Source organism: Geminicoccus sp., from assembly GCF_036263595.1.
Classification (GTDB): Bacteria; Pseudomonadota; Alphaproteobacteria; order Geminicoccales; family Geminicoccaceae; genus Geminicoccus.
On the sequence record NZ_DATAGQ010000120.1, the window covers coordinates 34,307 to 58,350 of the forward strand.

A 24,044-nucleotide genomic window follows, 5' to 3' on the forward strand; every position below is an offset into this window, starting at 1 on the left:
CTCGGCCGGGGCCGGACCTTAGTTCCCGCATCTACGCCCGGCAAGGCGAGGACGGGTGTCGGATAGCCTGCTCTGGCGACCTACTTGCGGTCGCAGGTGCACCAGCTTCCCTTTGGCAGGAAAGTCCCGCAGCGCGGGCAGGCCGCGAGTTCCACCGTCCTGGGATTGCCCTTCGGCGCGGCGCTGGAACGCCGCTTGTCGCTGGCCTTGCTGGCGGAGCGCATCAGGAAGAACGCGATGGCGACCACGAACAGGACGACGAGAATCTTGCCGATGGAGAGGGTGGTGATCATGGCGCCGGAATAGCTGTTGTTGGCGGTGGTGGCCAGCGTCACCGAGGTAGAACGCGCGCCGGTCGGCAGCCCGGCTAGAGCCCGTACCGCCCGAACGCCAGCCGCTCCTCGACGGCACCCAGGATCAAGCCGCTCGCATGATCGATCCCCAGGCGCCGCTGCAGCCAGGAACGTCGCTGGCCATAGGTCTTGATCCGCAGCTTGTCACCAAAGCGCGCGCGCAGCACCGTCTCCGGCGTCCCGAGTTGGTCCACGAGCCCGAGCGCCTTGCCGCGCTCGCCGAGCCAGACCCGTCCGGAGAAGATCTCCTCGTCTGGACCGGCGAGCTTGCCGGCTCGGCGGCTGCGGACATGGTCGATGAAGGCCTGATGAACATCGCCCTGGATCTCGTCGAGCAGTTGCAGGTCCTCTGGAGTCTGCGGCCGGAACGGATCGAGCATCGCCTTGCGTTCGCCGCGTGTCCGCACGCGGCGCTCGATCCCGAGCTTGTCGATCGCATCGACGAAGCCGAAGCCGGCCGAGACCACCCCGATCGAACCGACCAGCGAGCAGCGATGGGCGAAGACCTCGTCCCCGGCGCATAGGAGCCAGTATCCGCCGGATGCCGCCACGTCCTCGGCAAAGGTCAGCACGCGCTTGCGCTTGCGCTCGGCAAGAGAGCGGATCTTCTCGCCGATCAGGGCGGACTGCACCGGCGAGCCGCCGGGGCTGTTCACCACGATCGCGACCGTGTCGGCATGCTTGTGCCTGAACGCCGCCTCGAGGATCCCGTTCACGCTGGCGAGCGTCATCCCGCCTCGGCCAGGCAGGCTGCCGATGACGCCGGACAACCGCACCAGCGGCACGATCGGGTGCTTCGGGAATGGCCAGAATCGCTCCAAGTTCAACAAACGGCGTCTCCTCTGTCCCAATCGATCGCAGCGCCCCGCTCCAGCACCGCACGCGCCCCCTCGGTCCATCTGCGGTCGTCGGCATGCAGCACGAAGCCGCCGAGAAGACGTGCCGGCGTCCGCACAGCCTTGCGGGCATGGATCAGGACGCGGTGGGCCGGCCCGCCGGCATAAGGATGAACCGGCAGGATCCGCACATCGCCGGCGATACCGTCCATGGCAGCGACTGTCTCTACGATCCGATCGGCACGCAGGATCACCACCAGGTGGCCTCGTGGCCTGCACAGCCGCAGGCAGTGCCCGATCCAGGCGGACAGCGCCAGCTGGCCGAACCGGGCCCGTTCTCGCTGTTCGTCCGGGGAGCGGGACGAATCCTGGTCATGGTACGGCGGATTGCTCAGGACGAGGTCGAACCCTTGCCGGTCCTTGTAGCCGGCAAGGTCGGCCTGCCGGACCTCGAAGCGATCCTGCCAGCCGTTCGCCAGGATGTTGGCGCTGGCTTCGGCGACGGCATCGGGCGCGACGTCGATCGCCGTGATGTTCGGGCTGTTCGTCCGCGCGGCGACGCACAGGCCGACCGCGCCACTGCCACACCCGGCGTCCAGGATACGCTCCTTTGCCTGAACAGGCGCTGCCGCCCCGAGCAGGACAGCATCCAGAGCTGGCCGGTCTCGCCCCTGGACAGCCTTCATCCGGACCCTGCCGCCGAGCAGCGAATAGAGCGCGTTCTGCCCGGCTGGACCATGAACCGGGTCCGTTGCCTCACCGTATCCACTATCTATCGGCAGGCGGGATGCAATCACACGGATCTTCCGGTCGGTTTGCCACTCGTCGCCACGCCATGTTAGCAACGCGGCGCCGCGTTCGAACGCTGCATCTGACTGATCGAGCCTTTGGACGAGGACGACGGAGTTGAATTTGGCGCCCCTTCCTGTCGAACAAGATAGCGCTCGTCCCGCCAAGCCTGGTCTCGACCGCCCGATGGCTCTCGTCGCGCTCGAGATGGAGAAGGTCAACAGCCTGATCCTGGAACGCCTGCAAAGCGAAGTCTCGCTGATTCCGGAACTTGCACGCCACCTGATCGCGGCGGGGGGCAAGCGGATCCGGCCGGTGCTGACCCTGATCGCCGCGCGGCTGTGCGGCTACGAGGGGGACCGGCACATCTCGCTGGCAGCCTGCGTCGAGTTCATCCATACGGCCACCCTGCTCCACGACGACGTGGTCGACGAGAGCGATCTGCGCCGCGGACGCAGCACGGCCAACGCCGTTTGGGGCAACAAGGCGCCGGTGCTGGTGGGCGACTTCCTGTTCAGCCGGGCCTTCACGCTGATGGTGGCGGACGGCTCGCTGCGCGTGCTGGAAATCCTTTCCAACGCCTCGGCGGTGATCGCGGAGGGCGAGGTCGCTCAGCTGGTGACCACCAACGACACGAGCACCACCGAGTCCGCCTATCTCCACATGATCGAGTGCAAGACGGCTGCGTTGTTCGAGGCGGCAGCCCAGGTCGGGGCCGTGCTGGCGGGGCGGCCGATGGCGGACGAGCAGGCGCTGGCCACCTATGGCCGCTCGGTCGGCGTGGCCTTCCAGCTGGTCGACGACGCGCTGGACTACAGTGCGGGGCAAGCCGAGCTCGGCAAGACGATCGGCGACGACTTCCGCGAAGGCAAGATCACCCTGCCGATCCTGCTGGCCTTCGCGCGCGGCGACGAGGAGGAGCGCCAGTTCTGGCGGCGCTGCCTGGAGGACCTGGACCAGCGCGACCATGACCTCGAGCACGCCATCCGCCTGCTCGACAAGCATCGCGCGCTGGAAGACACGATTGTCCGCGCCGAGGGCTATGTGGCGGACGCACGCGCTGCGCTGGCGGGCTTTGCGGACAGCCGCGCCAAGGCGGCGCTGACCGATCTAGCCGACTTCGCGGTCCACCGCGCGTTCTGATCCGGATGGGGCCTTGCGCGTCCCGCGCGCCACGGCTATTTCCCAGCCGTCCGCGCAGCGGGGCGTAGCTCAGCTTGGTAGAGCGCTTGCTTCGGGAGCAAGAGGCCGGTGGTTCGAATCCACTCGCCCCGACCATCCTGCGGCGCGGACCTCCCGACCAGTTCCTGATCTTTCCTTGAGCCGGCCAGCCCGGCCGGAATTGCACCGGCCGGGCTGCACCATGTGTCACGGCATCGTGTAGCTGGTCTTCACCGTCGTGTAGAACTCGGCGGCGTAGCGACCCTGCTCGCGCGGGCCGTAGGAGCTGCCCTTCCGGCCACCGAACGGCACATGATAGTCGACGCCCGCCGTCGGCAGGTTGACCATCACCATGCCGGCATCGGCGTTGCGCTTGAAGTGGCTGGCATACTTCAGGCTCGTGGTGCAGATGCCCGAACTCAGGCCGAATTCGGTGTCGTTCGCGACGTGGAGCGCTTCCTCGTAGTCCTTCACCCGCACGACGCTCACCACCGGACCGAACACCTCCTCGCGGTTGATCCGCATGTCGGGCGTCGTCTCCGTGAACAGGGCCGGCTGCAGGTAGAACCCGGTCTTCTCCCGGTTCAGCCGCTCACCGCCGAACGCCAGCTTCGCCCCTTCCTTGCGAGTGATGTCGATATAGGACAGGTCCTGGTCCAACTGCTTCTGGTCGACCACCGGCCCGATCTGCGTTCCCTGCTTCAACGCATCGTCGACGACCAGCGCCTTGGTCGCGTCGACCATGGCGCCTACCAGCCTGTCGTGGATGCCTTCCGTGACGATCACGCGCGAGGAAGCGGTGCAGCGCTGGCCCGTCGAGTAGAAGCCACCCTGAACGGCGCAGTTCACCGCAGTAGTCAGGTCCGCGTCGTCGAGCACCACGAGCGGGTTCTTGCCGCCCATCTCCAGCTGGATCTTGGCCATCCGGCCGATGGCCGTGGCGGCTGCCTTGCGACCCGTCGGCACCGAGCCCGTAAAGCTGATCGCGTTGACACGCGGGTCCTCGAGCAGCACCTGCCCCACGACCGACCCACGCCCCATGACAAGGTTGAACACTCCGGCGGGCACGCCGGCGTTCACGATGATCTCGGCCAGCGCATGGGCCGAGCCGGGAACCAGATCGGCCGGCTTGAATACGACCGTGTTGCCGTAGGCCAGCGCCGGGGCGATCTTCCAGGCCGGAATGGCGATCGGGAAGTTCCAGGGCGTGATCAGGCCGACCACGCCGATCGGGTCGCGGCGCATCTCGACTTCCACACCCGGTCGGACCGATTCGACCCGCTCCGACGCGATCCGGAGAACCTCGCCACCGAAGAACTTGAAGATCTGCCCGGCACGCGCGACCTCGCCGATTCCCTCCGGCAGGGTCTTGCCCTCTTCCCGGGAAAGCAGGCGGCCCAGTTCTTCCTTGCGCGCGAGGATTTCGTTGCCAACCTTGTCGAGCAGGTCGGCGCGCTGCTGGATGGGGCTGTTCTGCCAAGTCTTCAGGGCCTGGGTGGCAGCGGCGATCGCGTCCTTGGTCTGCGCGGCATCCGCATAGGCATATTCGCCGATCACGTCGTCCAGGTCGGACGGGTTCACGTTGCGCGACACGGAAGCGCCGTCGACCCATGAGCCAGCGATATAATTCTGATGAACACCCAAACTCTTCACTCCTGCTGCTGATCCATGGAACAGGTGGCGCGCTTCCGGTGCGAGGCCACCATCCCAGGCCAACACATGGGCACCCGGGGATCGCTCTGCCACCGCACCCATGCTACCAGAGGCACACGCAATACGTTTCACGGGAGGCCGGCAAGGCATGAGCGGAATCGATCAGGACCTCTTCAGCCATTTGGCCGGCTTCGACACGCCCACGATCTGCAATGCCCTGGAAGAGGCACGCGGCTTTCGTTCCACCGAAGGCTTCACGCTGAAGCCCCTGGTCTGCGCGTTCACGGACCTGAAGCCGATCGTCGGCTTCGCGCGTACCGCCACCATCCGCGCCACCCGCCCGTCCGACCGCAAAGGCGACGAGGCCCGCCAGCATCGCCTGGCCTATTACAGCTATGTCTGCTCCGAACCCCACCCGACGATCGCGGTGATCGAGGACCTGGACGAGCACAAGGGCACCGGCGCGTTCTGGGGCGAGGTCAACACTGCCATCCACAAGGGCCTGGGCGTGCTCGGCTGCGTCACCGACGGCTCGATCCGTGACCTCGACATGATCGCACCCGGCTTTCAGCTCCTCGCCGGTTCGGTCGGGCCGAGCCACGCCTTCGTGCATTGCGTGGACTTCGGCCTGGACGTGACCGTCGCCGGCATGAAGGTGCGTCACGGCGACATCATCCACGCCGACCGCCATGGAGCCACGGTGATCCCGCTGGATCTTTTGCCCAAGCTCCCGGCCGCGATCGACGTGTGCATCCGCCAGGAACGGCCGATCCTCGAGGCCGCCCGGTCCGCCGACTTCGACATCGAGATGCTGAAGCGGGCGATGGCCGAGGCGGACGAGATCCACTGACGAGGGTGCCGGACGCCCTCACCCGTTCCTGAACTTCGAGCCGGGCCAGTGCGCCGCACCGGCCCGCTCGTGGCGCACATGCCATGCCGGCGCAGCACCAAGGGCATCGGCCGCATGCTGGCCCCAGCGGGTGTCGTCCAGGTAGCCGCGCGCGATGGCGACCATGTCGGCATGGCCATCCGCGATGACCTGCTCGGCCTCTTGCGGCGTCACGATCAGACCTACCGCCTGCACGGCCACCTTGTTGCCGACCGCGCGCTTGACCGCGCCCGCAAACGGCACCTGGTAGCAGGGCTGGACCGGCACGCGGATGTTCGAGCGGATGCCGCCCGACGAGACCGTGATGTAGTCCAGGCCGATGTCGGCCAGTTCGTTGGCGAGCCTCGCGGCATCGTCCGGGGTCAGGCCCTCCTCGTGCCAGTCCGACCCGGTGATCCTGGCACCGAGGATCTTCTCCTTCGGCCAGACCAGGCGGACGGCCGCCGCGATCTCCAGGATCGCGCGGGTCCGGTTGGCAAAGCTGCCGCCATAGGCGTCCGTCCGCTCGTTGCCGAGCGGCGAGTTGAAGCTGTGCAGGAGATAGCCGTGGGCCGCGTGCAGCTCGATCGCATCGAAGCCGGCACGGTCCGCCCGTTCTGCGCCGGTCACGAAGGCCTGGCGGATCCGATGGATGCCGGGCTGATCGAGTTCCTGCGGGGCCGGGCGCGCCGGATCGAACGAGACCGGGCTTGGGCCTACAGGCTGCCATCCGCCGGCTTGCGGAGGCACCAGCCCACCACCCTTCCATGGCATGTCCGAGCTGGCCTTGCGGCCGGCATGGGCCAGCTGGAGCCCGAACCGCTGGTCGGGAGCGTAGGTGCGGACGTCGCGCAGCAGCTTGGCAAGGCCCGCCTCATGGTCCTCGCTCCAGATCCCCAGGCAGGCAGGGGTGATCCGGCCCTCGGGCAGCACCCCCGTCGCTTCCATGACGAACAAGCCGGCACCGCCCAGCGCCAAGCTGCCGACATGCTGCTGGTGCCAGGGCGCGACATGCCCATCCCTGGCCGCGTACTGGCACATCGGCGAGATGGTGAAACGGTTGGGCAGCTCCACGCCACCTAGCGTGATCGGCTCGAACAGCTTGGTGCTCATGTCATTCTCGAACGGGGTCGAAACATTCCGGGCTCGTCCACGCCTAGGGTTGGCGGGAGCGCGGGTAAAGGGCGAAGGACTCGGCTGGAGCCGGCATCCGGCGGACGTCGAAGCACACCCCTAGAGGAACAGGCGCCCTTCCGCGACGATCACGGCCTTGCCGGCAACCCTGGCCACCGGCGTGCCGTCCTCCTGCCGGGACGGCGTGAGCAGGATCTCGCTGGGCCGCCCCATCTTCACGCCCTGCCGGATCAGGATTGTCCGTCCGTCGCAGCTTGGATCGTCCTCCAGCAGCAGGGCCGCCATCGCCGCGGCCGAGCTTCCGGTGGCCGGATCCTCGAAGATCCTGTCCTGGGGCGCGAACATGCGGACAGCATATTCATTGGCGTCGACCTTCGCGAAGACGGTCAGCCCCGTCGCCGGCGAAGGCGTGTAACGGATGATCGCGGCGTGGTCGGGGACCAGTGCGTCCAGTTCCGCCTGGGAGCCGACCTGCAGGAACGCGAACGGATTGCCGGCCGTGGCCAGACGCAACCCGCCTTCCACCTGTTCGGGCGCGAGTCCTACCGCCGAGGCCATGGCATCGGCGTTGAACGTGCCGAGGATCACGGGTGGCTTTGGCGCCTGCAGGCTGGCGAAGCCGTTCGCGATCGTCACCGGCACAGGGCCGGCGGGCAGGTCCAGGATCGCGCTGCCCTTCCCGCCACTGGTCGGCAGATGGCCGAGATGGGCCAGGAGCACGGTGGTCCCGATGGTGGGGTGGCCGGCGAACTCCATTTCGGACCCTGGCGTGAAGATCCGCACCGTGAACAGCGCCTCCGGCCGGGTTGGGGGGGACAGGAACACCGTCTCCGACAGGTTGAACTCGCGCGCGACCGCCTGCATGCGCCGCTCGTCCAGGCCCGCCGCCTCGGGGACCACCGCCAGCTGGTTGCCGGCCAGCTTGGTTTCGGTGAACACGTCGAGGAGGTGGTAGGCGTAGTCGGTCATCGATCGGTGTCCAGCAGGGCTAGAGGAAGTGGCGGGCGAGGAAAAAGGCGAGGACGGATAGGACGAGGGACGGCAGGAATTGCCCGGTCCAGCACATCGCCCCAAAGCCGATGGCTGCACCGGCCCAGCCAGCCAGCCCGGCCTGCCAGACCGACGGGGCTACCAGGGCGGCGAACACCGCGCCCGGGACATGCCCGAACCAGGCCTCAAGGAATGGTCCCGGCTTGAAGCGGCGGATCAGCAGGAAGCCGCCGATGCGCGTCGCATAGGTGGCGGCCCCCATGAGCAGGATCGCCATGATCCCCTCAGCGTCGGCGGACATGCAGCCACGCGCCAGCCAGCGAGCCCGCAAGGGCTCCGATCAGGACAAACCAGGTCCCTGGCAGGACCTGGACGGTCGCGAGCGCGGTTGCAGCTGCCAGCAGCCACGGCAGCAGATCGCCGGGACCGCGCCAGAAACCGGCTAGCAGGACGACGAAGAACCCCGTGATCAGCCAGGCGAACAGGTCCGGGTCGAAGCCACGCATCAGGTCACCCAGCGCATGCCCGGCGGTAGAGGCCCCGAGCCATACCACCCAGAGCGTCGCCCCCGCCCCAAGCAGGAACGCGGCGTCGCTTCGCCCCCCACGACGATCGGCGACCGCAACTCCCCAGGACTCGTCGGTCAATACGAAGAGTGACGCGAAGGTCGCCAGGCGCGGCGAGTTCGCGAACCAGGGTGCCACCGTGGCGCTCATCAAGAGGTGCCGCAGATTGATCACGAACACGGACAGCACCATCGTCACGATCGGCAGAGGCTCTCGCCAGAGTTCCATCGCGACGAGTTGCGATGCGCCGGCAAAGATGAACATGCAGCTCAATGCGATCTCGAGCGCGCTCATGCCCTTCTCGGCGGCTGCTACGCCGTAGACCAGGCCGAACGCAACGGCGGCCGGCAGAATGGGCAGCACGCCGAGCGCTCCTCGCCGAAGGCCCTGCCCGGTGAACACACCTGGTTCAGCGTCTGCCATTGTCGCGGTGTCTCGGTACATTTGATGGCCGTCTACACCATGTGATTCAAATGTTCCACGTCATCATCCGATTGACTCATGTGCCGAGTCAATCCACTGCTTCCAGCCATGTCCATCGAACGCACCGATATCCACGACCAGGGCCGACCTGCCTACCGAGCCATCGCCGACGCCCTGGAGCGGTCGATCGGCGCTGGCGACTTCGCACCGGGCGAACGGCTTCCCCCGGTGCGTGATATGGCAAAGAAGCTCGGGGTGACGGTCGGCACGGTCAACCGGGCCTATGTACTGGCCCAGAGTCGCGGCCTCCTCACAGGCGAGGTTGGGCGTGGCACTTTCGTGCTCAAGCGCCCGGACCGGCAAAGCCGGATCCGGCTGGCAGGCGAGAACTCGGCCAATGCCGCCGATCTGGTCGTCAACCAGCCGCCGGTCGTGCTTTCCGATGCAGAGGCGGCCGACACGGCCGCTCGTGCGTTGGCAACGGGTGGAGCCGCACTGCTCGGCCGCTACCCGCCGACCAGCGGACTGCCGGAGCATCGCGCAGCCCTGGCTGCCTGGGTGGCGCGGATCGGCCTGACGGCGCAGCCTGACCAGATTCTGCTGACGGCCGGCGTGCATTCGGCGCTGGCGGTAACCGCGCTGGCCTGCCTGCGCCCGGGCGATACGGTCCTCATCGACCAACTGACATATCCGGGTGCGAGGGATCTCCTCGGGGCCTTGAAATTCCGCGTGGAGCCGGTCGCCACGGATGAACATGGGCTGATGCCCGACTCGGTCGAGACGGCGGTCCGCGTGTTCGGGGCGCGCGCCCTGTTCACCTGCCCCACCCTGCAGAACCCGACGGCCATCACGATGCCGGACGAGCGGCGCCAGCAGATTGCCGAGGTTGTCGAGCGCAACGATCTCCTGCTGGTGGAAGACGACATCTACGGCCACCTGCCGCAGACGCGCCCGATCCCGTTCGCCGCTCGGCTGCCGAAGCACGCGATCCTGGTCAGTGGCATGTCCAAGTGCCTGGCCCCGGGTCTCCGGCTTGGCTACATCGTAGCACCCCCGGAGCGGGTCGGCGCGATCACGACCGCCCTCCACGACCTGCTCGTGGCGGCCTCGCCCCTGCCGGCGGCCCTGTTCACCTGGTGGCTGAACGAGGGCTTTGCCGACGAGATTCTGGCGCGGATCCGCCGCCAGATCGCGCTGCGCCGGGAGATCGCGGGCAGCGTGCTCGGTGCGGCACCGCCGGAAGGGAGCCTGCACCAGTGGCTGCCCCTGCCCTCCTCCTGGACGGCCGAGCGGCTGGTCGAGGAAGCGGCCCGCATCGGCGTGCATCTGCCGCGCAGCGACGTGTTCGCCGTGGGTCGGACCCCGCCACCAAAGGCCGTGCGACTGGCCCTAGGATCGATCGCCGATGAGGAGCATCTGAGGATGGCCCTGCGTCGGTTGCGGGGCCTGCTCGATCAGTCACCTCCCAGGGCTGCGCCCGTTATCTGAGGCAGCAGACCACCCGGAGTTCCACCGTCCGGGCCGGATCCGCCCCGCTGTGCTCGGCCGCGAAACCCGCCGAGAACCCCATGGTCAACCGATCGGCCGGGAATCCCGCCTGGACGAGCCGGTCGATGATCTGACCGATCCGCAGCAGCGAGAGCTGCCAGCCGGCCACGTCGACGCCGCCGGCCGTGGCCGCCTGCGGGGCCTGCCCCTGGATCAGGACGCTCCAACGCCGATCCGGCGCCAGCCGCTCGACGATGGCAGAGACCTGCCGGATCGCCTCGACCAGTTGTGCGTCCAGCTCCGGGTCGAGATCCGCGGACTCCGTGGCGAAGGTCAGGTCGGTCGCGAAGAGATGGGCAGGCGCGTCCAGCGCGGCATCGCCCGCCAACTCCTGGCCCAGCTCGACGACGCTGGCCGCCCGGTAGCGCGCCAGGACCTCGGCCTGGTCCGACTTGGCCCGCTCCAGGTCGACCGTCAGATGTGCCACGCGCGCCTCATAGGCAGCGATCTCGCCGCTCTGCGCCCAGATCCAGCTGCCAGCGCCCAGCAAAAGCGCGAGCACCGCGCCCAGCAGAAACAAGGTCCGCGCGTCTGGAATTGGGATGGCGCGTACCGGCGCATCGACCGGCCAGTGCGGCGCCAGCGGATCAGGCGCCACCGGCTCGTCCGCGGCTGTGGGCTCGGGCCGGCTCATATAGACGCTGTCGGCATCGTAGCGCAGACGCCGCGACGGGTCGCGCAGCACCTCGTAGGCATCCAGCACGCGCTGGAACGCCGCCGGGTCGCCCCTGCTGCCCGCATGATCCGGGTGGAGCTGCTTGGCCCGCTCCCCAAACGCCCGCCGGATATCGTCGGCGGAGGCCGTCAACGGCAGGCCCAGCGCCGCGTAATAGCCGCGCGGATCACCTCTGCCGGTCATCGAGTGGGGCGTCCGTTGAACATCGCCCAGCCGCTTGCCGACTGGACCGCCGCCCGTCAAGCTGCTGCTGTACGAGTCGATCAAGGAGGCCGACGCCTTGCCCGCCGCCCGACCTGCGCCGAAGCGGGTGCGCCGCCCCCAGCGTGTGCGCGATTTTCAACGGTCGCGGGTCTATCGCTGGGAAGCGGACCACGTCTTGCCCCACGACCGCAAGCTCATGTCGCTGGACGCATGCCGCGCGCTCGTCGGTCGCGTCTTCGCAGAGCGTCAGGGTCCGGACCAGAAGCCACCGCGGGTGGAGGACGGCCGTGGCCGGCGGCACGCGGCCGGATCGCGGGACGTCATCAAGCTGCCCCGATGGGCGCGAACGAGGCCGATCGTGCTGCACGAATGCGCGCATGGCTTGGCGTTGGATGGGCACGGGCCGGACTTCGTGCGGGCTTATGTCGAGTTGCTCGTGGATTTTCTGGGGTTCGAGCGCGCCGATCTGGAACGGAGCCTGGTCGGAGCCGGGATCAGGATCAGCCCGCCCGGTCGACCGATCGCCGCGCCGGCCATGTCCGGCATTGTAGCACCGGTGCGGCTGCCACGGAGCCTGGCCTTGCGGCTGGTGGCGATCGGGGTCCGCACGCTGGGCGATCTGCGCGCCATCGGGCCGGTCCAGGCCTGGGTGCGGCTGCGGCGATGTTTCGGGCAGATCATCGGCCAGGGCAGCCTGCTGACGCTCGCGGCCGCAGGCATGGCGAAGCCTGCCGAGGAACTGGACGGCCGGACCCGGGCCGAGCTCAAGTTCGAGGCGACCCGGCAGCTGCTCGAAGCCAACGGGCGCCCGAAGCCTTAGAACCGCAGCGCCTACTGGGCCGGCGACGCGGCTTCGGGTTCGATCGGGGTGAGGAAGCCGGCACCTTCTTCGGTCGTAATGATTCGGCCCGCCTTCAGCGGCGGCCGCGCCCGGTCGAGAAGCCGGCGCGATACCGGGAAGAAGGGCCGGTCGAGGCGCCTGGACGCCACGCTCGCGAACCGGTCGAGATCGTCGTCCTGGTCCTCCGCCGACACGGTCTTGCCCCACAAGGAGGCAGAAACCAGTGAGGTCGAGACGAGTCGCATGGTGAGCACGCCCAGCGGTTCCGGATCGACCGGCGGCTGGATCGTCGTGGTCGCCAGGCGGGCCTGGCCGAGCGAGGGTTCCGCCAAGGCCGGGGCCGGGGCCGGCTTTGGCGACGGGTCGATCGGCACGATCGCGTCGCGCTCACCATCGTCCGGGACGACCACCAGCTCAGACGGGGTATCGACGTCCTGCGGCTCCACCTTCACGGCCGGCTGCGCATCCTCGTCCTGGCCGACGATGCCGAGCCAGCTCGTGAGAAGGTCCAGGAACGTGCGCTCTTCGTGGCCCTGGCCATTCACGGGCACGACCGATGGAACGGCATGGCTGGTGACACGTACCATCTTGGCCGGCGGCTGGGACACCCGCGCGGTCATGTGATCGACGTCGTCCGCTGCGTCGACCGGCTGCAGCGACAGCAGCGCGGCCGTGCAGCCCAGGGCCACGGTACAGCGCCGCCAGGACGACCGGCGCGACGACATCAATGGGCAGCGCTGCAGGAAACTGGGCAAGCTGAGCTCGGCAAGCACGTTGTGATTTGTGTTACGGATACTTAATGACTTCCTGCCTTCGCGCAACCACTTCACATGATTGGCCGCGATTTTAGCAACCGGCGATAGAACGCCGTGGCCCCTGCTACACCCTGATCCGATCGTTTTGCGGATCGTACCAAGGCTGCAGCTGCGCGGCCACGGGCACCCGCCGCCAGGCGATCTCGACCTCGAGCGGATGGGCTGCAAGCCACGCCGACGTGACGGGCTCGTCCGCGCGTACATAGCCCATGCCGAGCGACGCATCGACGCGGTGGCCGTACATGCCGGACGTCACGGAGCCCACGATTCGGGAGCCGCACCAGATCGGCTCCTCGTGGTGCAGCGAGAGCGAGGAGTCCTCGAGCTTGAGCTGGACGAGACGGCGGCGGGATGGTCCCGCCTCCTTCGCACGCAATAGGACGTCCCGGCCGATGAATCCGCCCGGCTTGTCCCAGGCCAGGCAGAAGGCGAGGCCAGCTTCCAGCGGCGTGTCCTCGACCCCGATGTCGTGGCCCCAGTGCCGGTAGCCCTTCTCGGTGCGCAGGGCGTTCATAGCATGGTAGCCGGCCAGCCCGAGCCCGAATTCCCGCCCCGCAGCCATGATCTCGTCGAACAGGTGGGTGGCGAACTCTGCCGGCACGTAGAGTTCGTAGCCGAGTTCGCCGACATAGGTGATCCGGGATGCCCGTACCTTGGCATAGCCAAGCTCGACCTGCCGCGACGTGGCGAAGGGAAAGGCTGCGTCGCTCAGGTCCTGGCCGCTCATCTTCTCCAGGATCGTCCGGCTCGCCGGGCCCATCAGCCCGAACATCGGCAGGCCCGAGGTCACGTCCTGGAGATGGCAGCGCGCCTCGGCATCGACATGCCGCCGCAGCCAGGAAAGGTCCCGGGTCTGGGCCGCGGCCGCGGTGACGACGAGGAACGACGTCTCGCCCAGGCGCGTGACGGTCAGGTCGCTCTCGATGCCGCCACGCTCGTTCAACCACTGCGTGTAGACGATCCGCCCCACGGGCACGTCAATGTCGTTGCCACAGATCCGGTTCAGCTGGCCGCACGCATCCCGCCCCTCGACCAGGAACTTCGCGAACGAGGTCTGGTCGAACAGGGCCGCCGCATCGCGCACCGTCCGGCATTCCTGTCCGACCGGTTCATGCCAGTTCTGCCGTCCCCAGGAGTAGCGATAGCGCGGCTCCGTCCCGGCCGGCGCGAACCAGTTCGGTCGCTCCCAGCCAGCGGTCTCGCCGAACACCGCCCCCGCGGCGGCCAGGCGGTCATGCAGGGGCGAGCGGCGGGCACCCCGTGCCGTGTCCATCTGCCGATACGGCCAGTGCATGCCGTAGAGGAGGCCCAGCGTCTCCGTGGTGCGCTCGCGAAGGTAGCGGCGGTTGGACTGGAAGGGCTGCATGCGACGGACGTCGACGTCGATTAGCTCCACCGGCATCGCCCGGTCGCGGATCCACTCGGCCAGGACCTTGCCGGCTCCGCCGGAGCTCTGGATCCCGATCGAGTTGAAGCCGCAGGCGACGAACAGGTCGTGCACCTCCGGTGTCTCGCCCAGGAGGTAGCGGTCATCGGGGGTGAAGCTCTCCGGGCCGTTGAAGAAGGTATGGATCCCCGCCGTCTCCAGCATCGGGAAGCGCGCCATCGCCGCCTCCAGGATCGGCTGGAAGTGGTCGATGTCCTCCGGCAGCTGGTCGAAGCAGAAACTCTCGGGGATGCCGTCCATGCCCCAGGGCTTGGCGACCGGCTCGAAGCAACCCAGCAGGATCTTGCCGGCATCCTCCTTGTAGTAGGTGCTCTCGTCGGGAACGCGCAGCACCGGAAGGTCGGCCGGCAGATCCGGCATCGGCTCCGTGACAATGTAGAAATGCTCGGCCGCATGCAGTGGGAGCGAGACGCCGATCTTCGCACCCAGCTCCCGCGACCACATGCCGGCCGCGATCACGACCGTGCCGGCCCGGATCGCTTGGCCGTCCGCGGTGCGCACACCCACGGCCCTGCCCTGCTCGACCAGGATCGTGTCGACCTGGCAGTTCTCCAGGATCCTGGCCCCGCGCTGCCGGGCACCGCGGGCAAAAGCCTGCGTCACGCTCACCGGGTCGGCCTGACCATCCTTCGCCAGGAACACGCCGCCCACGGCGTCGTCGAGCTTGAGCAGCGGATACCTGGCGCGGACGTCCCCGACCGAGTAGACCTCGACCTCCAGCCCGAAATTCTTCGCCATGGAGGCGCCGCGCTTCATCTCCTCGAAGCGTTCGTCGTTGAGCGCCAGCGAGATCGAGCCGTTCTGCTTGAAGCCAGTGGACTGGCCCGTCTCCGCCTCCAGCTCGTGCAGCAGCTCGGAGGTGTACTTGGCAAGCTCGGTCATGACACGGGTCGCGCGGAGCTGGCCGATCAGGCCGGCCGCGTGCCAGGTCGTGCCGCAGGTCAGCTGGCGGCGTTCCAGAAGGACGGTGTCGGTGATCCCGAGCCTGGCCAGATGGTAGGCGATGGAGCAGCCGATGACCCCGCCGCCGATGATGACGACGTCGGTTTGGGCCGGCAGGGTCTGGGTCATGGGTCGCCTCGCTCGCTTGGGGAGCCCTTCCTAGCGCGCCTGCCACGCGCGGCCGAAGTGCTACGAGCGACGTCGGCTGGCGAGGATCGAAAAATTCAGCGGACCGGGCGGGAAAGCACCGCCACGGGCTCCGCCGCGCGCGCTGGCTCGCTCGTGCCGCGCCGCTGTCGCCAGGGCACGCTCTTGTACCAACCGACGGCATAGGCGGCAGCCACCAGCACGGCCATGCCTAGGACGTTGACCAGCACCGTGACGACCGGACCCGCACCTACCCTGTCCAGCACGATCCCGAGGATCTGCGCGGTGACGAGGCCGGTCACGAAGACCGCCAGGGACTGGCGCCCTACCGCCACGGCCACCTCGACCAGCGCGCCTCTGAGCCTGCTTCCGGCCGGTCCGACGAGCAGCCAGGCGAGATAGGCCAGGGCCAGGAAATGGAGATATCGCAAGAGGCCAAAGCGGGTCTTGTCGGTCAGCGGCAGCAGCAGATCATGGGCCGCCTGCAGGATTGGCACCGCCCTGAACAGGGGCAGCCAGGCGAACGGGATGGAGGCGACAAGGACGCAGGCGCACAGGATGACGAGCCGCTCGCTGCGTGGCGGCGCCGGCAGCCAGCCGCGGATGAAGGCGAAGCCGGTGAAGAAGACCAGCTGCCAGCCGAACGGGTCGAAGAACCAGGGACGGTACACCCAGGGATCGGCCGGCAGGGCCGTCAGGCGCGTCTGCGCGGCGGCCCAGATCGCCACGGACAGGGCCAGGGCCCAGGAAGGTCCGGCATGGCGTGCGATCGTGACCATTACCGGGATCAGCATCAGGATGACGAGATACATCGGCAGGATGTCGAAGTAGATCGGCACGTAGGTGAGCGTCACCAGACCGAGCATGCCGGACGCGGGATCGGCGAAGAAACGGTCCAGCTGGAGGTTTCGCGTATAGGCGTCCGTCACGTAGAGCCGGTCGGCTGCGATCAGGACGACCATCACCGCGACGAACACGCCGATCTGCGTCCACCAGACCTGCCAGACCCGCAGCAGGATCCTGGCGGCGCCCATCCATCCGCCATGCCGGTCGAACACGCTGGCGAACGCGTAGGCCGACGCCATGCCCGAGCAGAACACGAAGATCTCGGTGGCATCCGAGAAGCCGAACCGGGCGGGGATCCAGTTGATCCACGGGTTGCCGGGGATGTGGGCGATCAGGATGATGAACATCCCGATGCCGCGGAAGAAATCGAGCCGCAGGTCCCGCGCGCTGCCCGCCCCTTCAGATCCGGCCGACATAGTCCTCCGCGTCGATCGGGCAGACGATGAGCGTGAAGACGTCGCGGGCGGCTGCCTCGCCGAGCGCGCGCGCCAGGGCGTCCCGCGTTCCGGCCCGCACGCCGTGGCCGCCAAAGGCAGCGGCCAGGCCGACCAGATCGGATGCCGGCAAGGCCACGCCCGCCGGCGGCAGCCTGGCCTGCGCCTGCTTCAGCGCGATGAGCGCCAGGCTCTGGTCCTGGAGCACCACCAGCGTGACCGGAAGGCCCAGGTCCCGCAGGGTCGCCAGTTCGCCGGCCACCATTTCCAGGCCGCCGTCGCCCATCACCGCCACGACCTGCCGGTCGGGCCTCGCCCGCTTCACCCCGATCGCCAGCGGCAGTGCTGCCCCCATCGTGCACCAGCCCGAGGACTGGAGCAGCTGCAAGGGGTGCCGAAGCTGCAGCTTCTGGCTCAGCAGGATGCGGTGTGCGCCGCTGTCCACCGTCAGGGTCGTGTCCGGCGTGAGCATGTCCTGGAGCGCCGCGGCCACCGCGTGCGGCCCGAACCGGTCATGCGGCGCGGCAAAGGCTTCCTCCAGCGGCGCGCGGATACGTTCCGGCCCGGATGGACGGCCGTGCGGCTCCGGGTCCAGACCCTGCACCAGCGCATGGAGAAGATCGGCGGGTTCGCCTTGAAGGCGGATGTCGACACGGTGCATGCCATGGTCGACGGGAACCGCGGCGAGTTCGATCACCAGGGCGGAGGACGGGAAAGGGTCCATCCAGCCCGGGCGCATCTCGATCGGGTCGTAGCCGGCCAGCAGGACGAGGTCCGCTGCTTGCAGTGCAGGCAAGAGATGCCGGTCGGCCAGCGGCGACAGGCCGGCACCGCCAAGGACGAGCGGATGGCGCTCGTCCACCACGCCCTTGGCCCGATAGGTCGTGATCAACGGGGCGCCCAGCCGTTCCAGCAGCAGCCGGAGCGGCTCGCTTGCCGCTGGCCGCGCCGCATCGAGACCGGCGACCACCACCGGCCGCGATGCCGCCGACAGCTTGCGGCACACCATGGCCAGGATTGGATCGGAAGGATCTACCTGCGGCCGCGCTCCCTCCGCCGGCCGGATCAACGCTTCGGAGGGTGACGGCTGGGCCGCGCTGGCTGGCGAGAGGTCGAGATGCACCGGGCCGTAGGGACGGGTCGTGGCCAGCCGGATCGCCCGGGCCACCACGTCCGCGGCCCCTTCCGGCTCGACCTCGAAGCTCGCCTTCACGAGCGGGCGCAACAGGGCGGCGTGGTCGACGATCTGGTGAGTGTAGCGCCCGCGGATCGTGCGCTCGACCACGCCCGAGAGCACGATGAGCGGTACGCGCTCCTGCCAGGCATCGGCGATGCCATTGACGGCGTTGGCGAGCCCCGGCCCCAGCGTCGTCACCAGCAGGCCCGGAGCGCCAGTTGCCCAATAGGTGCCGGCCGCCATGATGGCCGCCGGGGTCTCGTGCCTTGCCAGGACGAACGCGATCCCCGATCGGCCGAGGCCGTCGATCAGGGTGACCACCTCGCCGCCGGGCATGCCGAAGGCGTGGCGGATGCCGTGGGCGTGCAGGGTGCGGGCGATCTGGTCGGCCACCCGCCATGGCCGGTCGTCAATCACCCATGGCTCCCTCCCGCAAGCGGACCACGATGGCCACCACGATGCCAAACAGGAGGTGCCCGATCAGCGACACTCAGGCCAGCGGAATGAAGCCCGGGAAGGCAGGAATTCCCGCGATCAGGTGCGCGATCACGAAGAGGGTGAGAACCCACAGGCCGAACGCTGCCCGGACGAGCACCACAAGCTCCAGCGGCCAGCCCACCAGCGGGGCGGCGGCTCCCAACAGAAGTAAGGCGATTGCCAGGCGTGGCGACAGCAGGGGGACCATGGGTCGGGGACGGCACAATGGCGACGGCGATCGACATCAGCTCCCTCCGATACGGCTGGTCGGGGTCAAGACGGTTGGACCGCCACCCGGCTCCCCAATCTCGCGGGAAGGATCCTGCTCGCGAAGCGGTCGATGCGCCGCCACTGATGGCGAAGATCGAGCAGGCTGCCGACCAGCGCGGTGTCGCCTTGCGAAGCGGCGTGGTCGAGCAGGATGCGCAGGAACACGTCGCGCTGGGCGTGGCTGCCGCCCAGGTGATGGAGCCGTCGGGCCAGGGCCAGGACGGCCGCGCCCTCGCCTTTCCCGTCGACCATGAGCCGTGCGAGGGGAAGGCCGACCCTGCGGGCCACCACCGACTGGTTGGTCGTGCCGCAGGCAGCGGCCCGGGCCAGCGCACTGAGCAGATCGTCAGCCTGGGCGCGCTCCCCCCGGGCCACCAGGGCCAGCAGCTGGTGGAGCGTCGCGAAGACCAGGATCGTCTCCTGCCGCCGCCTGGAGGCGATCTCGGCCAGCTCCTCCCATCGCCCGCCCACATGCACCCCTTCCTGGCGAAGGCGCCAGAGCATGGAAGTGGCATTGGCGATGTCGCGGACGTCGTCGGTGCATTCGGGGCGCACCGAATGGTCGTAGAGGTCGAGCACCTCTTCGGTCCGGCCCTCCTCCAGGAGGAAGAGGCCGAGATGCCAGGCCATGTGGAAGCGGAAATTGTGGCAGTCCTGCCAGCCCGGCTTGGCATTGGTCAGCCAGCCGATGCCGGCACGGCTGCGGCCCTGCATTTCGTAGACATGGGCAACCGCATGCATGCCCCAGGCATCGCGCGGCTCGATCAGCACGGCCTGGCGACCGGCCCGCTCCGCAGCCGCGTACTCGCCGTTTTCCTCCAGGGCGAAGGCGTGGCAGCCGAGCAGGTAGCCATAGCCCGGATCCTGCGCGGACCAGGCCGGCAGCAGCGCGGTGGTGGATGCCAGCATGCCGCCGGCATCGCCTGCCATGAAGCGGAGGCCGTGGGCCAGCTTCGCGATCAGGAATGCCTTCGGCGACTGATCGAGCTCTGCGTCCAGCAGGGCGGTGGCGGCGCGGATGTCGCCCTCGACCGCCTTCTCCAGGGCCCGCAGCAGCACCGCCTCGAACCTGGTTGTCGAGCCTGCCCGTCCCGCGGCCGCCTGCGCCGCCGCCAGCTGGGTCGCAGCGGCGGCCAGGCATTCCTGCCGCGCCAGCATGACCGCGCCCAGGCCCTTCAGCACATGCGCAGCGACCATGTCGGCATCGGCATCAAGGCAGCGCTGCAGCGCGTCCGCGGCATCGGGCCGGTGGGCAGCGACGGCGTCGACGGCATCTTCGAAGGCCGCGAGCGCCGCTGGGGACGAGGAACCATGAACACCCGAGTATCGGTCGACTGCCACGTTCCGCGCTCCTCCCGATGCACCGCCGGACCGCTGGACGGACCCGTTCCCAGACCGGCCGCGATTTCACGTCAGCCACCAGTAGGTTGTACGACCAACCGCCAAAAGGAGTTACATGGTTTTGGCGGTTTCAGATCACCGGGCGCTCGTCGTCGGCGGCATCATCGGACCGCGGGGCGCCAACGATCAGCCGGGCGCCGCGCTGGAACGTCACGAACTCCCAGAGCCAGTTCAGGGCGACCGTGAACCGGTTGCGCCAGCTGATGAGGAAATAGATGTGGGCGACGCCCCAGAGCACCCAGGCCGGGAACCCGCTGATCTTCATCCACCCGAAATCGGCGACGGCGGCGTTTCGGCCGATGGTCGCGAGATTGCCGGCGTGACGATAGCGGAACGGGCCGGGCATCTGCGACCCGGTCACGGCAGCGTGGATCCGTCGGGCGACGTAGTGGCCCATCTGCTTGGCAGCCGGCGCGATGCCGGGCACCGGCGCTCCGTCGCTTTGGACCGACGCCGTGTCCCCGATCACGAAGATCTCGGGCCGGCCCGGGACGGACAGATCGGGCGCCACCAGGACCCGTCCTGCCCGGTCGGCCTCGGCACCCAGCCAGGCCGCTGCCCGCGACGCGCGCACGCCGGCCGCCCAGACGATCGAGCTTGCAGGTATGCGTTCGCCGCCTGCGATCACGCCGTCCTCGTCGCACTGCGTCACCTGGTGGCCCAGGAGGACTTTCACGCCCAGCCGCTCCAGGGATGCCAAGGTCTTCTCCGACAGGTCGGGCGGGAAGGCCGGCAGCAGCCGGTCGCCGCCCTCGATCAGGATCACGCGCGCATCGGCAGGCCCAATCCGCCGGAAGTCCTTGGCGAGCGCGTAGTGGACGAGTTCCACGATGGCGCCGGCCATCTCCACCCCGGTGGGGCCGCCCCCGATGACGATGAAGGTCAGGAGCTGCGCCCGCCTTGCCGGCTCGGGCTCGACCTCCGCCTTCTCGAACGAAGTCAAGATGCGCTCGCGGATCAGCGTGGCGTCGGCGATCTTCTTCAATCCGGGCGCGACCGGTGCCCAGTCGTCATGGCCGAAATAGGCGTGCCGGACGCCCGTGGCGATCACCAGATAGTCGTAGGCGAGCGTGCGGCCATCATCGAGCTGCAGGCGCTTCTCCGCCACGTCGACCCCGGCGGCCTGGCCCAGCTGGACCTCCGCGTTCCGCTGGGTGCTCAGGATGCTCCGGATCGGCCAGGCGATCTCGGCCGGCGAGAGGGCGGCCGTGGCGACCTGGTAGAGGAGTGGCTGGAACAGATGGTAGTTCCGCCGGTCGACGAGCGTGATCCGCAGCGGCGAACGGGCAAGTTCCTGCACGCAGGTCAGCCCGCCGAATCCCGCTCCTATCACCACCACATGCGGCAGGCCACCCGGCTCATCCACTTGCTTCTCCCGCGCGCCCGCTCACGCCTCGGCTGGACCGAAGTCCGACCGCACACGTCGCGCGCCCGCATGCCGGCGGTTGAGCGCCGCACGGACACGATCAGCCAGCTCCGAGCCCCGGTAGGGCTTGCCGATCACATCCAGCGTGGTGGCGCGCGGGATGTCAGCCACCAGGTCGTCATTGTAGCCTGTGGTCACGAGCAGGGGTATGTCCGGGAGCCGGCGCGCGAACGCCTCGGCCAGTTCCAGGCCGCTCATGCCGCCGGGCATCACGATGTCGGTGAACAGCAGGTCGACCTTCAGCCCGCCGTCCAGCATCTGCAGGGCGCGCTCGCCACTTTCGACCGAGATCACCTTGTAGCCGAGTCGGAGCAGATGGTTCTCGGCCAGCGAGCGCACGTCGTCGCTGTCTTCGACCAGGAGGATCGTCTCGGATTGCCCTCTTGGCTCCTCCACGACCGGGCCGCGTTCGACCTCGCTCTTGGGAAGAGGTGCATCGTCCAGTGCCACCGGAAAGAACATCCGGACGCAGGTACCCCGCCCGGGCTCGCTCTGGATCTCGAGCCGTCCGAGCGACTGCTCCACGAACCCGTGCACCATCGCCAGCCCAAGCCCGGTGCCCTTCTCCGCCCCCTTGGTTGTGAAGAAAGGCTCGGTCGCCCGCTCGACCACATGGGGCGGCATCCCTACGCCCTCGTCCTGCACGCTCAGCACGACATAGGCGCCGGCGTTCAACCCCTCGCCCTCGAGCCGGGTGGTCGAGGTGCCGACCGTGACGGTACCGCCGCCGGGCATGGCATCCCGTGCGTTGATCAGCACGTTGAGCAGCGCCATCTCGAGATGAGTTGGGTCAACTACGGTCCGCGGCAGCCGCCGCTTTAGCGTCGTGACCAGGTCGATCCGCGGTCCCACCGTATTGTCCAGGATCTCGCCGAACTCGCCGATCAAAGCGTTCAGGTCGGTGGGCCTGGGCTCCAGCCTGGTCTTGCGCGCGAACGCCAGGAGCTGCTTGGTCAGTTTCGCCCCGCGATCGGTGGCGCGGCCGATGTTCTCCAGCTTGCGACGCTGCCGGTCGTCGAGTTCGCTCTTCAGCACGAGTTCGACATTGCCGGCGATGACCTGCAGCAGATTGTTGAAGTCGTGCGCCAGGCCGGCGGTGAGCTGCCCGATCGCCTCCATCTTCTGGGCTTGCCGGTAGGCCTGCTCGGACGAGCGGCGCCGCGTCACGTCGAGCTGGCTCGCGAAGAAGTAGATGAGCCCGCCCTCCGCATCGTAGACTGGCGCGATGAAGACCGCGTTCCAAAACGGGGTGCCGTCGCGCCGGTAGTTGAGCAGTTCCAGGGACATCGCCTGCTCGGCCTGGATCGCCTCGCGAAGGCTGCGGACGGCGGCGCTGTCGGTCCTGGCTCCCTGCAGAAAGCGGCAGTTGCGCCCCTCCACCTCCTCCTCCTCGTAGCCGGTAAGGTCCAAGAAGGCCTTGTTGGCGAAGACGATCGGGTTGTCCGGCAGACGCGGGTCGGTGAGGATCATCGGCATGCGGGTCATCTGCAGGGCCGCGAAGAACACGCTGCCGCGATCGGTCAGCCCCGGGTCGGAAATCGTGCTCTGCTTCCAGTGGCGCATGCCGGAGCCGCCGGTCGGGCTGTAGGACGTGGCGTCGACCATACCGAGCTCGGGGATGCCGCTGCTCGGCTCGGCACCGCCAGGAGAGCTCCCGGCCTTGTCATGGTCGTCGAGCTGTTCGTCGCTCACCAAAACTCGCTTCCCATCCTCATCGGGCACTTGGCCTCGACCGAGTGAGTTTACTGTACAAGCTCCCGCAAGTTCCCTGTTCATGGCGGGATCTGCGAGCCATCCCACGCGAAGCAGCCGCCGGATCGAGCGGGAGCGAGGCCGTCGACCACGGCCAGCAATAGGGCAGCAGCGTCGGCCGGCTTGAACAGCTTGCCTGCCGGAACGCCAGCCTGGAACGGCTGGCTGAGCCTGGAATCGACCGTGCCCGGATGCAACCCCACGCAGACCGCATCGGGGTGGGTCCGGGCCAGCTCGATCGAGAGCGAGCGGATCAGCATGTTCAGCGCCGCCTTCGACGCGCGATAGGCGTACCAGCCACCCAGCTGGTTGTCGGAGATGCTGCCCACCCGGGCGGACAGCGCCGCGAACGCGGAACGGCCCTGGCGGGGCAGCCTCGGCAGGAAGTGCTTGGCGACCATGGCCGGGCCGGTCGCGTTGATGGCGAATGCCCTAGCGAAGTGGTCGGCCTCGAGCATCTTGAAGCTCTTCTCGGGCTGCAGCCCTTCCTCGTGCAGCATGCCGGTCGCCACCATCACCAGCCTAAGCGGCAACGCTCCCTGCGTGGCCATGGCCGCCCGCATGATCGACGCCTCGTCCGCCAGGTCCAGATGGCCCGGCACGACGTGGTCGATGGTGGCCTTCCCGGGATGCCGGGCGAACGTGAACACCTTCTCGAAGCTGCCGCTGCGGCTCAGGACCTCGACCAGCGCCCCGCCAATGCCCTCGGAAGCGCCGATGACGGCCGCGGCGGCCGGCCTCGCGAAGCTGTGCATGGTGATCCAGCCCGTAATGCATGATCGTTCGTGGTACGTCCGCTCGCGGCGCCCGGTTCAGCGGTGGCCGGTTAGGCCAACGTCAAACCGTCATCATCGGCGTCTAGCCTGCC

22 protein-coding genes and 1 tRNA gene are annotated in these 24,044 nt (G+C 68.4%); 5 read left to right on the top strand and 18 right to left on the bottom strand.

The window, feature by feature from the left end:
- Positions 1 to 80: 80 nt before the first annotated feature.
- The 3 genes from VHL31_RS11185 to VHL31_RS11195 are packed head-to-tail and all read right to left on the bottom strand — an operon-like array spanning position 81 to position 1,875.
- Complete coding sequence (locus tag VHL31_RS11185; protein WP_329661293.1) at positions 81 to 335, bottom strand: hypothetical protein; 255 nt, start codon at positions 333 to 335, stop codon at positions 81 to 83.
- A 32-nt stretch (positions 336 to 367) separates the two neighbouring features.
- Positions 368 to 1,180, bottom strand: a complete 813-nt coding sequence (locus tag VHL31_RS11190; RefSeq protein WP_329661294.1) for a S49 family peptidase — start codon at positions 1,178 to 1,180, stop codon at positions 368 to 370.
- Complete coding sequence (locus VHL31_RS11195; protein ID WP_329661295.1) at positions 1,177 to 1,875, bottom strand: tRNA1(Val) (adenine(37)-N6)-methyltransferase; 699 nt, start codon at positions 1,873 to 1,875, stop codon at positions 1,177 to 1,179. Before VHL31_RS11195 ends, VHL31_RS11190 begins: the two co-directional genes overlap by 4 nt.
- Positions 1,876 to 2,164: 289 nt before the next feature.
- Here VHL31_RS11195 and VHL31_RS11200 point away from each other — a divergent pair, with 289 nt between their 5' ends.
- Complete coding sequence (locus tag VHL31_RS11200; protein ID WP_329661296.1) at positions 2,165 to 3,121, top strand: polyprenyl synthetase family protein; 957 nt, start codon at positions 2,165 to 2,167, stop codon at positions 3,119 to 3,121.
- A gap of 58 nt (positions 3,122 to 3,179) precedes the next feature.
- Positions 3,180 to 3,256 (top strand) — tRNA-Pro (locus VHL31_RS11205).
- Between the two features lie 90 nt (positions 3,257 to 3,346).
- On the opposite strand, the gene VHL31_RS11210 is transcribed toward VHL31_RS11205, so the two are convergent.
- On the bottom strand, positions 3,347 to 4,783 hold the full coding sequence (locus VHL31_RS11210; protein WP_329661297.1) for an aldehyde dehydrogenase family protein: 1,437 nt from the start codon (positions 4,781 to 4,783) through the stop codon (positions 3,347 to 3,349).
- A gap of 157 nt (positions 4,784 to 4,940) precedes the next feature.
- On the opposite strand from VHL31_RS11210, the gene VHL31_RS11215 reads away from it, so the two are divergent.
- Positions 4,941 to 5,642 carry an RraA family protein gene (locus VHL31_RS11215; RefSeq protein WP_329661298.1) on the top strand — a complete coding sequence of 234 codons (702 nt, stop codon included), beginning with the start codon at positions 4,941 to 4,943 and terminating at the stop codon, positions 5,640 to 5,642.
- Between the two features lie 18 nt (positions 5,643 to 5,660).
- Here VHL31_RS11215 and VHL31_RS11220 read toward each other — a convergent pair whose 3' ends face one another.
- The 4 genes from VHL31_RS11220 to VHL31_RS11235 all read right to left on the bottom strand — a co-directional run bounded on the left by VHL31_RS11220 (position 5,661) and on the right by VHL31_RS11235 (position 8,713).
- Complete coding sequence (locus VHL31_RS11220; protein ID WP_329661299.1) at positions 5,661 to 6,773, bottom strand: NADH:flavin oxidoreductase/NADH oxidase; 1,113 nt, start codon at positions 6,771 to 6,773, stop codon at positions 5,661 to 5,663.
- 120 nt (positions 6,774 to 6,893) lie between these two features.
- Positions 6,894 to 7,763: a PhzF family phenazine biosynthesis protein gene (locus VHL31_RS11225; protein WP_329661300.1), complete on the bottom strand. Its 870-nt coding sequence runs from the start codon at positions 7,761 to 7,763 to the stop codon at positions 6,894 to 6,896.
- A 19-nt stretch (positions 7,764 to 7,782) separates the two neighbouring features.
- The gene (locus VHL31_RS11230; protein ID WP_329661301.1) at positions 7,783 to 8,085 is read right to left on the bottom strand and encodes an AzlD family protein; all 303 of its coding nucleotides are present in this window, start codon (positions 8,083 to 8,085) and stop codon (positions 7,783 to 7,785) included.
- A complete protein-coding gene (locus VHL31_RS11235) occupies positions 8,069 to 8,713 on the bottom strand; it encodes an AzlC family ABC transporter permease (RefSeq protein ID WP_329661302.1) in 645 nt (214 codons plus the stop codon). The genes VHL31_RS11230 and VHL31_RS11235 overlap by 17 nt, the downstream gene beginning before the upstream one ends.
- A gap of 168 nt (positions 8,714 to 8,881) precedes the next feature.
- Here VHL31_RS11235 and VHL31_RS11240 point away from each other — a divergent pair, with 168 nt between their 5' ends.
- Positions 8,882 to 10,261 carry a PLP-dependent aminotransferase family protein gene (locus tag VHL31_RS11240; protein WP_329661303.1) on the top strand — a complete coding sequence of 460 codons (1,380 nt, stop codon included), beginning with the start codon at positions 8,882 to 8,884 and terminating at the stop codon, positions 10,259 to 10,261.
- Here VHL31_RS11240 and VHL31_RS11245 read toward each other — a convergent pair.
- Entirely contained in the window at positions 10,254 to 11,180 is a 927-nt protein-coding gene (locus VHL31_RS11245) for a DnaJ domain-containing protein (RefSeq protein WP_329661304.1), read from the bottom strand. The genes VHL31_RS11240 and VHL31_RS11245 overlap by 8 nt on opposite strands.
- Positions 11,181 to 11,214: 34 nt before the next feature.
- Here VHL31_RS11245 and VHL31_RS11250 point away from each other — a divergent pair, with 34 nt between their 5' ends.
- Positions 11,215 to 12,021, top strand: a complete 807-nt coding sequence (locus VHL31_RS11250) for a TfoX/Sxy family DNA transformation protein (protein ID WP_329661305.1) — start codon at positions 11,215 to 11,217, stop codon at positions 12,019 to 12,021.
- An 11-nt stretch (positions 12,022 to 12,032) separates the two neighbouring features.
- Here VHL31_RS11250 and VHL31_RS11255 read toward each other — a convergent pair whose 3' ends face one another.
- The 9 genes from VHL31_RS11255 to VHL31_RS11295 all read right to left on the bottom strand — a co-directional run bounded on the left by VHL31_RS11255 (position 12,033) and on the right by VHL31_RS11295 (position 23,931).
- Positions 12,033 to 12,797 (bottom strand): hypothetical protein, encoded by a 765-nt coding sequence (locus VHL31_RS11255; protein WP_329661306.1) that lies wholly within the window; start codon positions 12,795 to 12,797, stop codon positions 12,033 to 12,035.
- A gap of 124 nt (positions 12,798 to 12,921) precedes the next feature.
- On the bottom strand, positions 12,922 to 15,375 hold the full coding sequence (locus VHL31_RS11260; RefSeq protein ID WP_329661307.1) for an FAD-dependent oxidoreductase: 2,454 nt from the start codon (positions 15,373 to 15,375) through the stop codon (positions 12,922 to 12,924).
- A gap of 95 nt (positions 15,376 to 15,470) precedes the next feature.
- On the bottom strand, positions 15,471 to 16,655 hold the full coding sequence (locus VHL31_RS11265) for an OpgC domain-containing protein (protein WP_329661308.1): 1,185 nt from the start codon (positions 16,653 to 16,655) through the stop codon (positions 15,471 to 15,473).
- Positions 16,639 to 18,267, bottom strand: coding sequence for a thiamine pyrophosphate-binding protein (locus VHL31_RS11270; RefSeq protein WP_329661309.1), 1,629 nt, complete (start codon positions 18,265 to 18,267; stop codon positions 16,639 to 16,641). Before VHL31_RS11270 ends, VHL31_RS11265 begins: the two co-directional genes overlap by 17 nt.
- A gap of 73 nt (positions 18,268 to 18,340) precedes the next feature.
- On the bottom strand, positions 18,341 to 18,535 hold the full coding sequence (locus VHL31_RS11275) for a hypothetical protein (RefSeq protein WP_329661310.1): 195 nt from the start codon (positions 18,533 to 18,535) through the stop codon (positions 18,341 to 18,343).
- A 65-nt stretch (positions 18,536 to 18,600) separates the two neighbouring features.
- Positions 18,601 to 19,938: a tetratricopeptide repeat protein gene (locus VHL31_RS11280; RefSeq protein WP_329661311.1), complete on the bottom strand. Its 1,338-nt coding sequence runs from the start codon at positions 19,936 to 19,938 to the stop codon at positions 18,601 to 18,603.
- Between the two features lie 130 nt (positions 19,939 to 20,068).
- Positions 20,069 to 21,364, bottom strand: a complete 1,296-nt coding sequence (locus VHL31_RS11285; RefSeq protein ID WP_329661312.1) for an NAD(P)/FAD-dependent oxidoreductase — start codon at positions 21,362 to 21,364, stop codon at positions 20,069 to 20,071.
- A gap of 21 nt (positions 21,365 to 21,385) precedes the next feature.
- Complete coding sequence (locus tag VHL31_RS11290) at positions 21,386 to 23,116, bottom strand: histidine kinase famiy protein (protein WP_329661313.1); 1,731 nt, start codon at positions 23,114 to 23,116, stop codon at positions 21,386 to 21,388.
- A gap of 80 nt (positions 23,117 to 23,196) precedes the next feature.
- The gene (locus VHL31_RS11295) at positions 23,197 to 23,931 is read right to left on the bottom strand and encodes an SDR family NAD(P)-dependent oxidoreductase (protein WP_329661314.1); all 735 of its coding nucleotides are present in this window, start codon (positions 23,929 to 23,931) and stop codon (positions 23,197 to 23,199) included.
- Positions 23,932 to 24,044 lie beyond the last annotated feature (113 nt).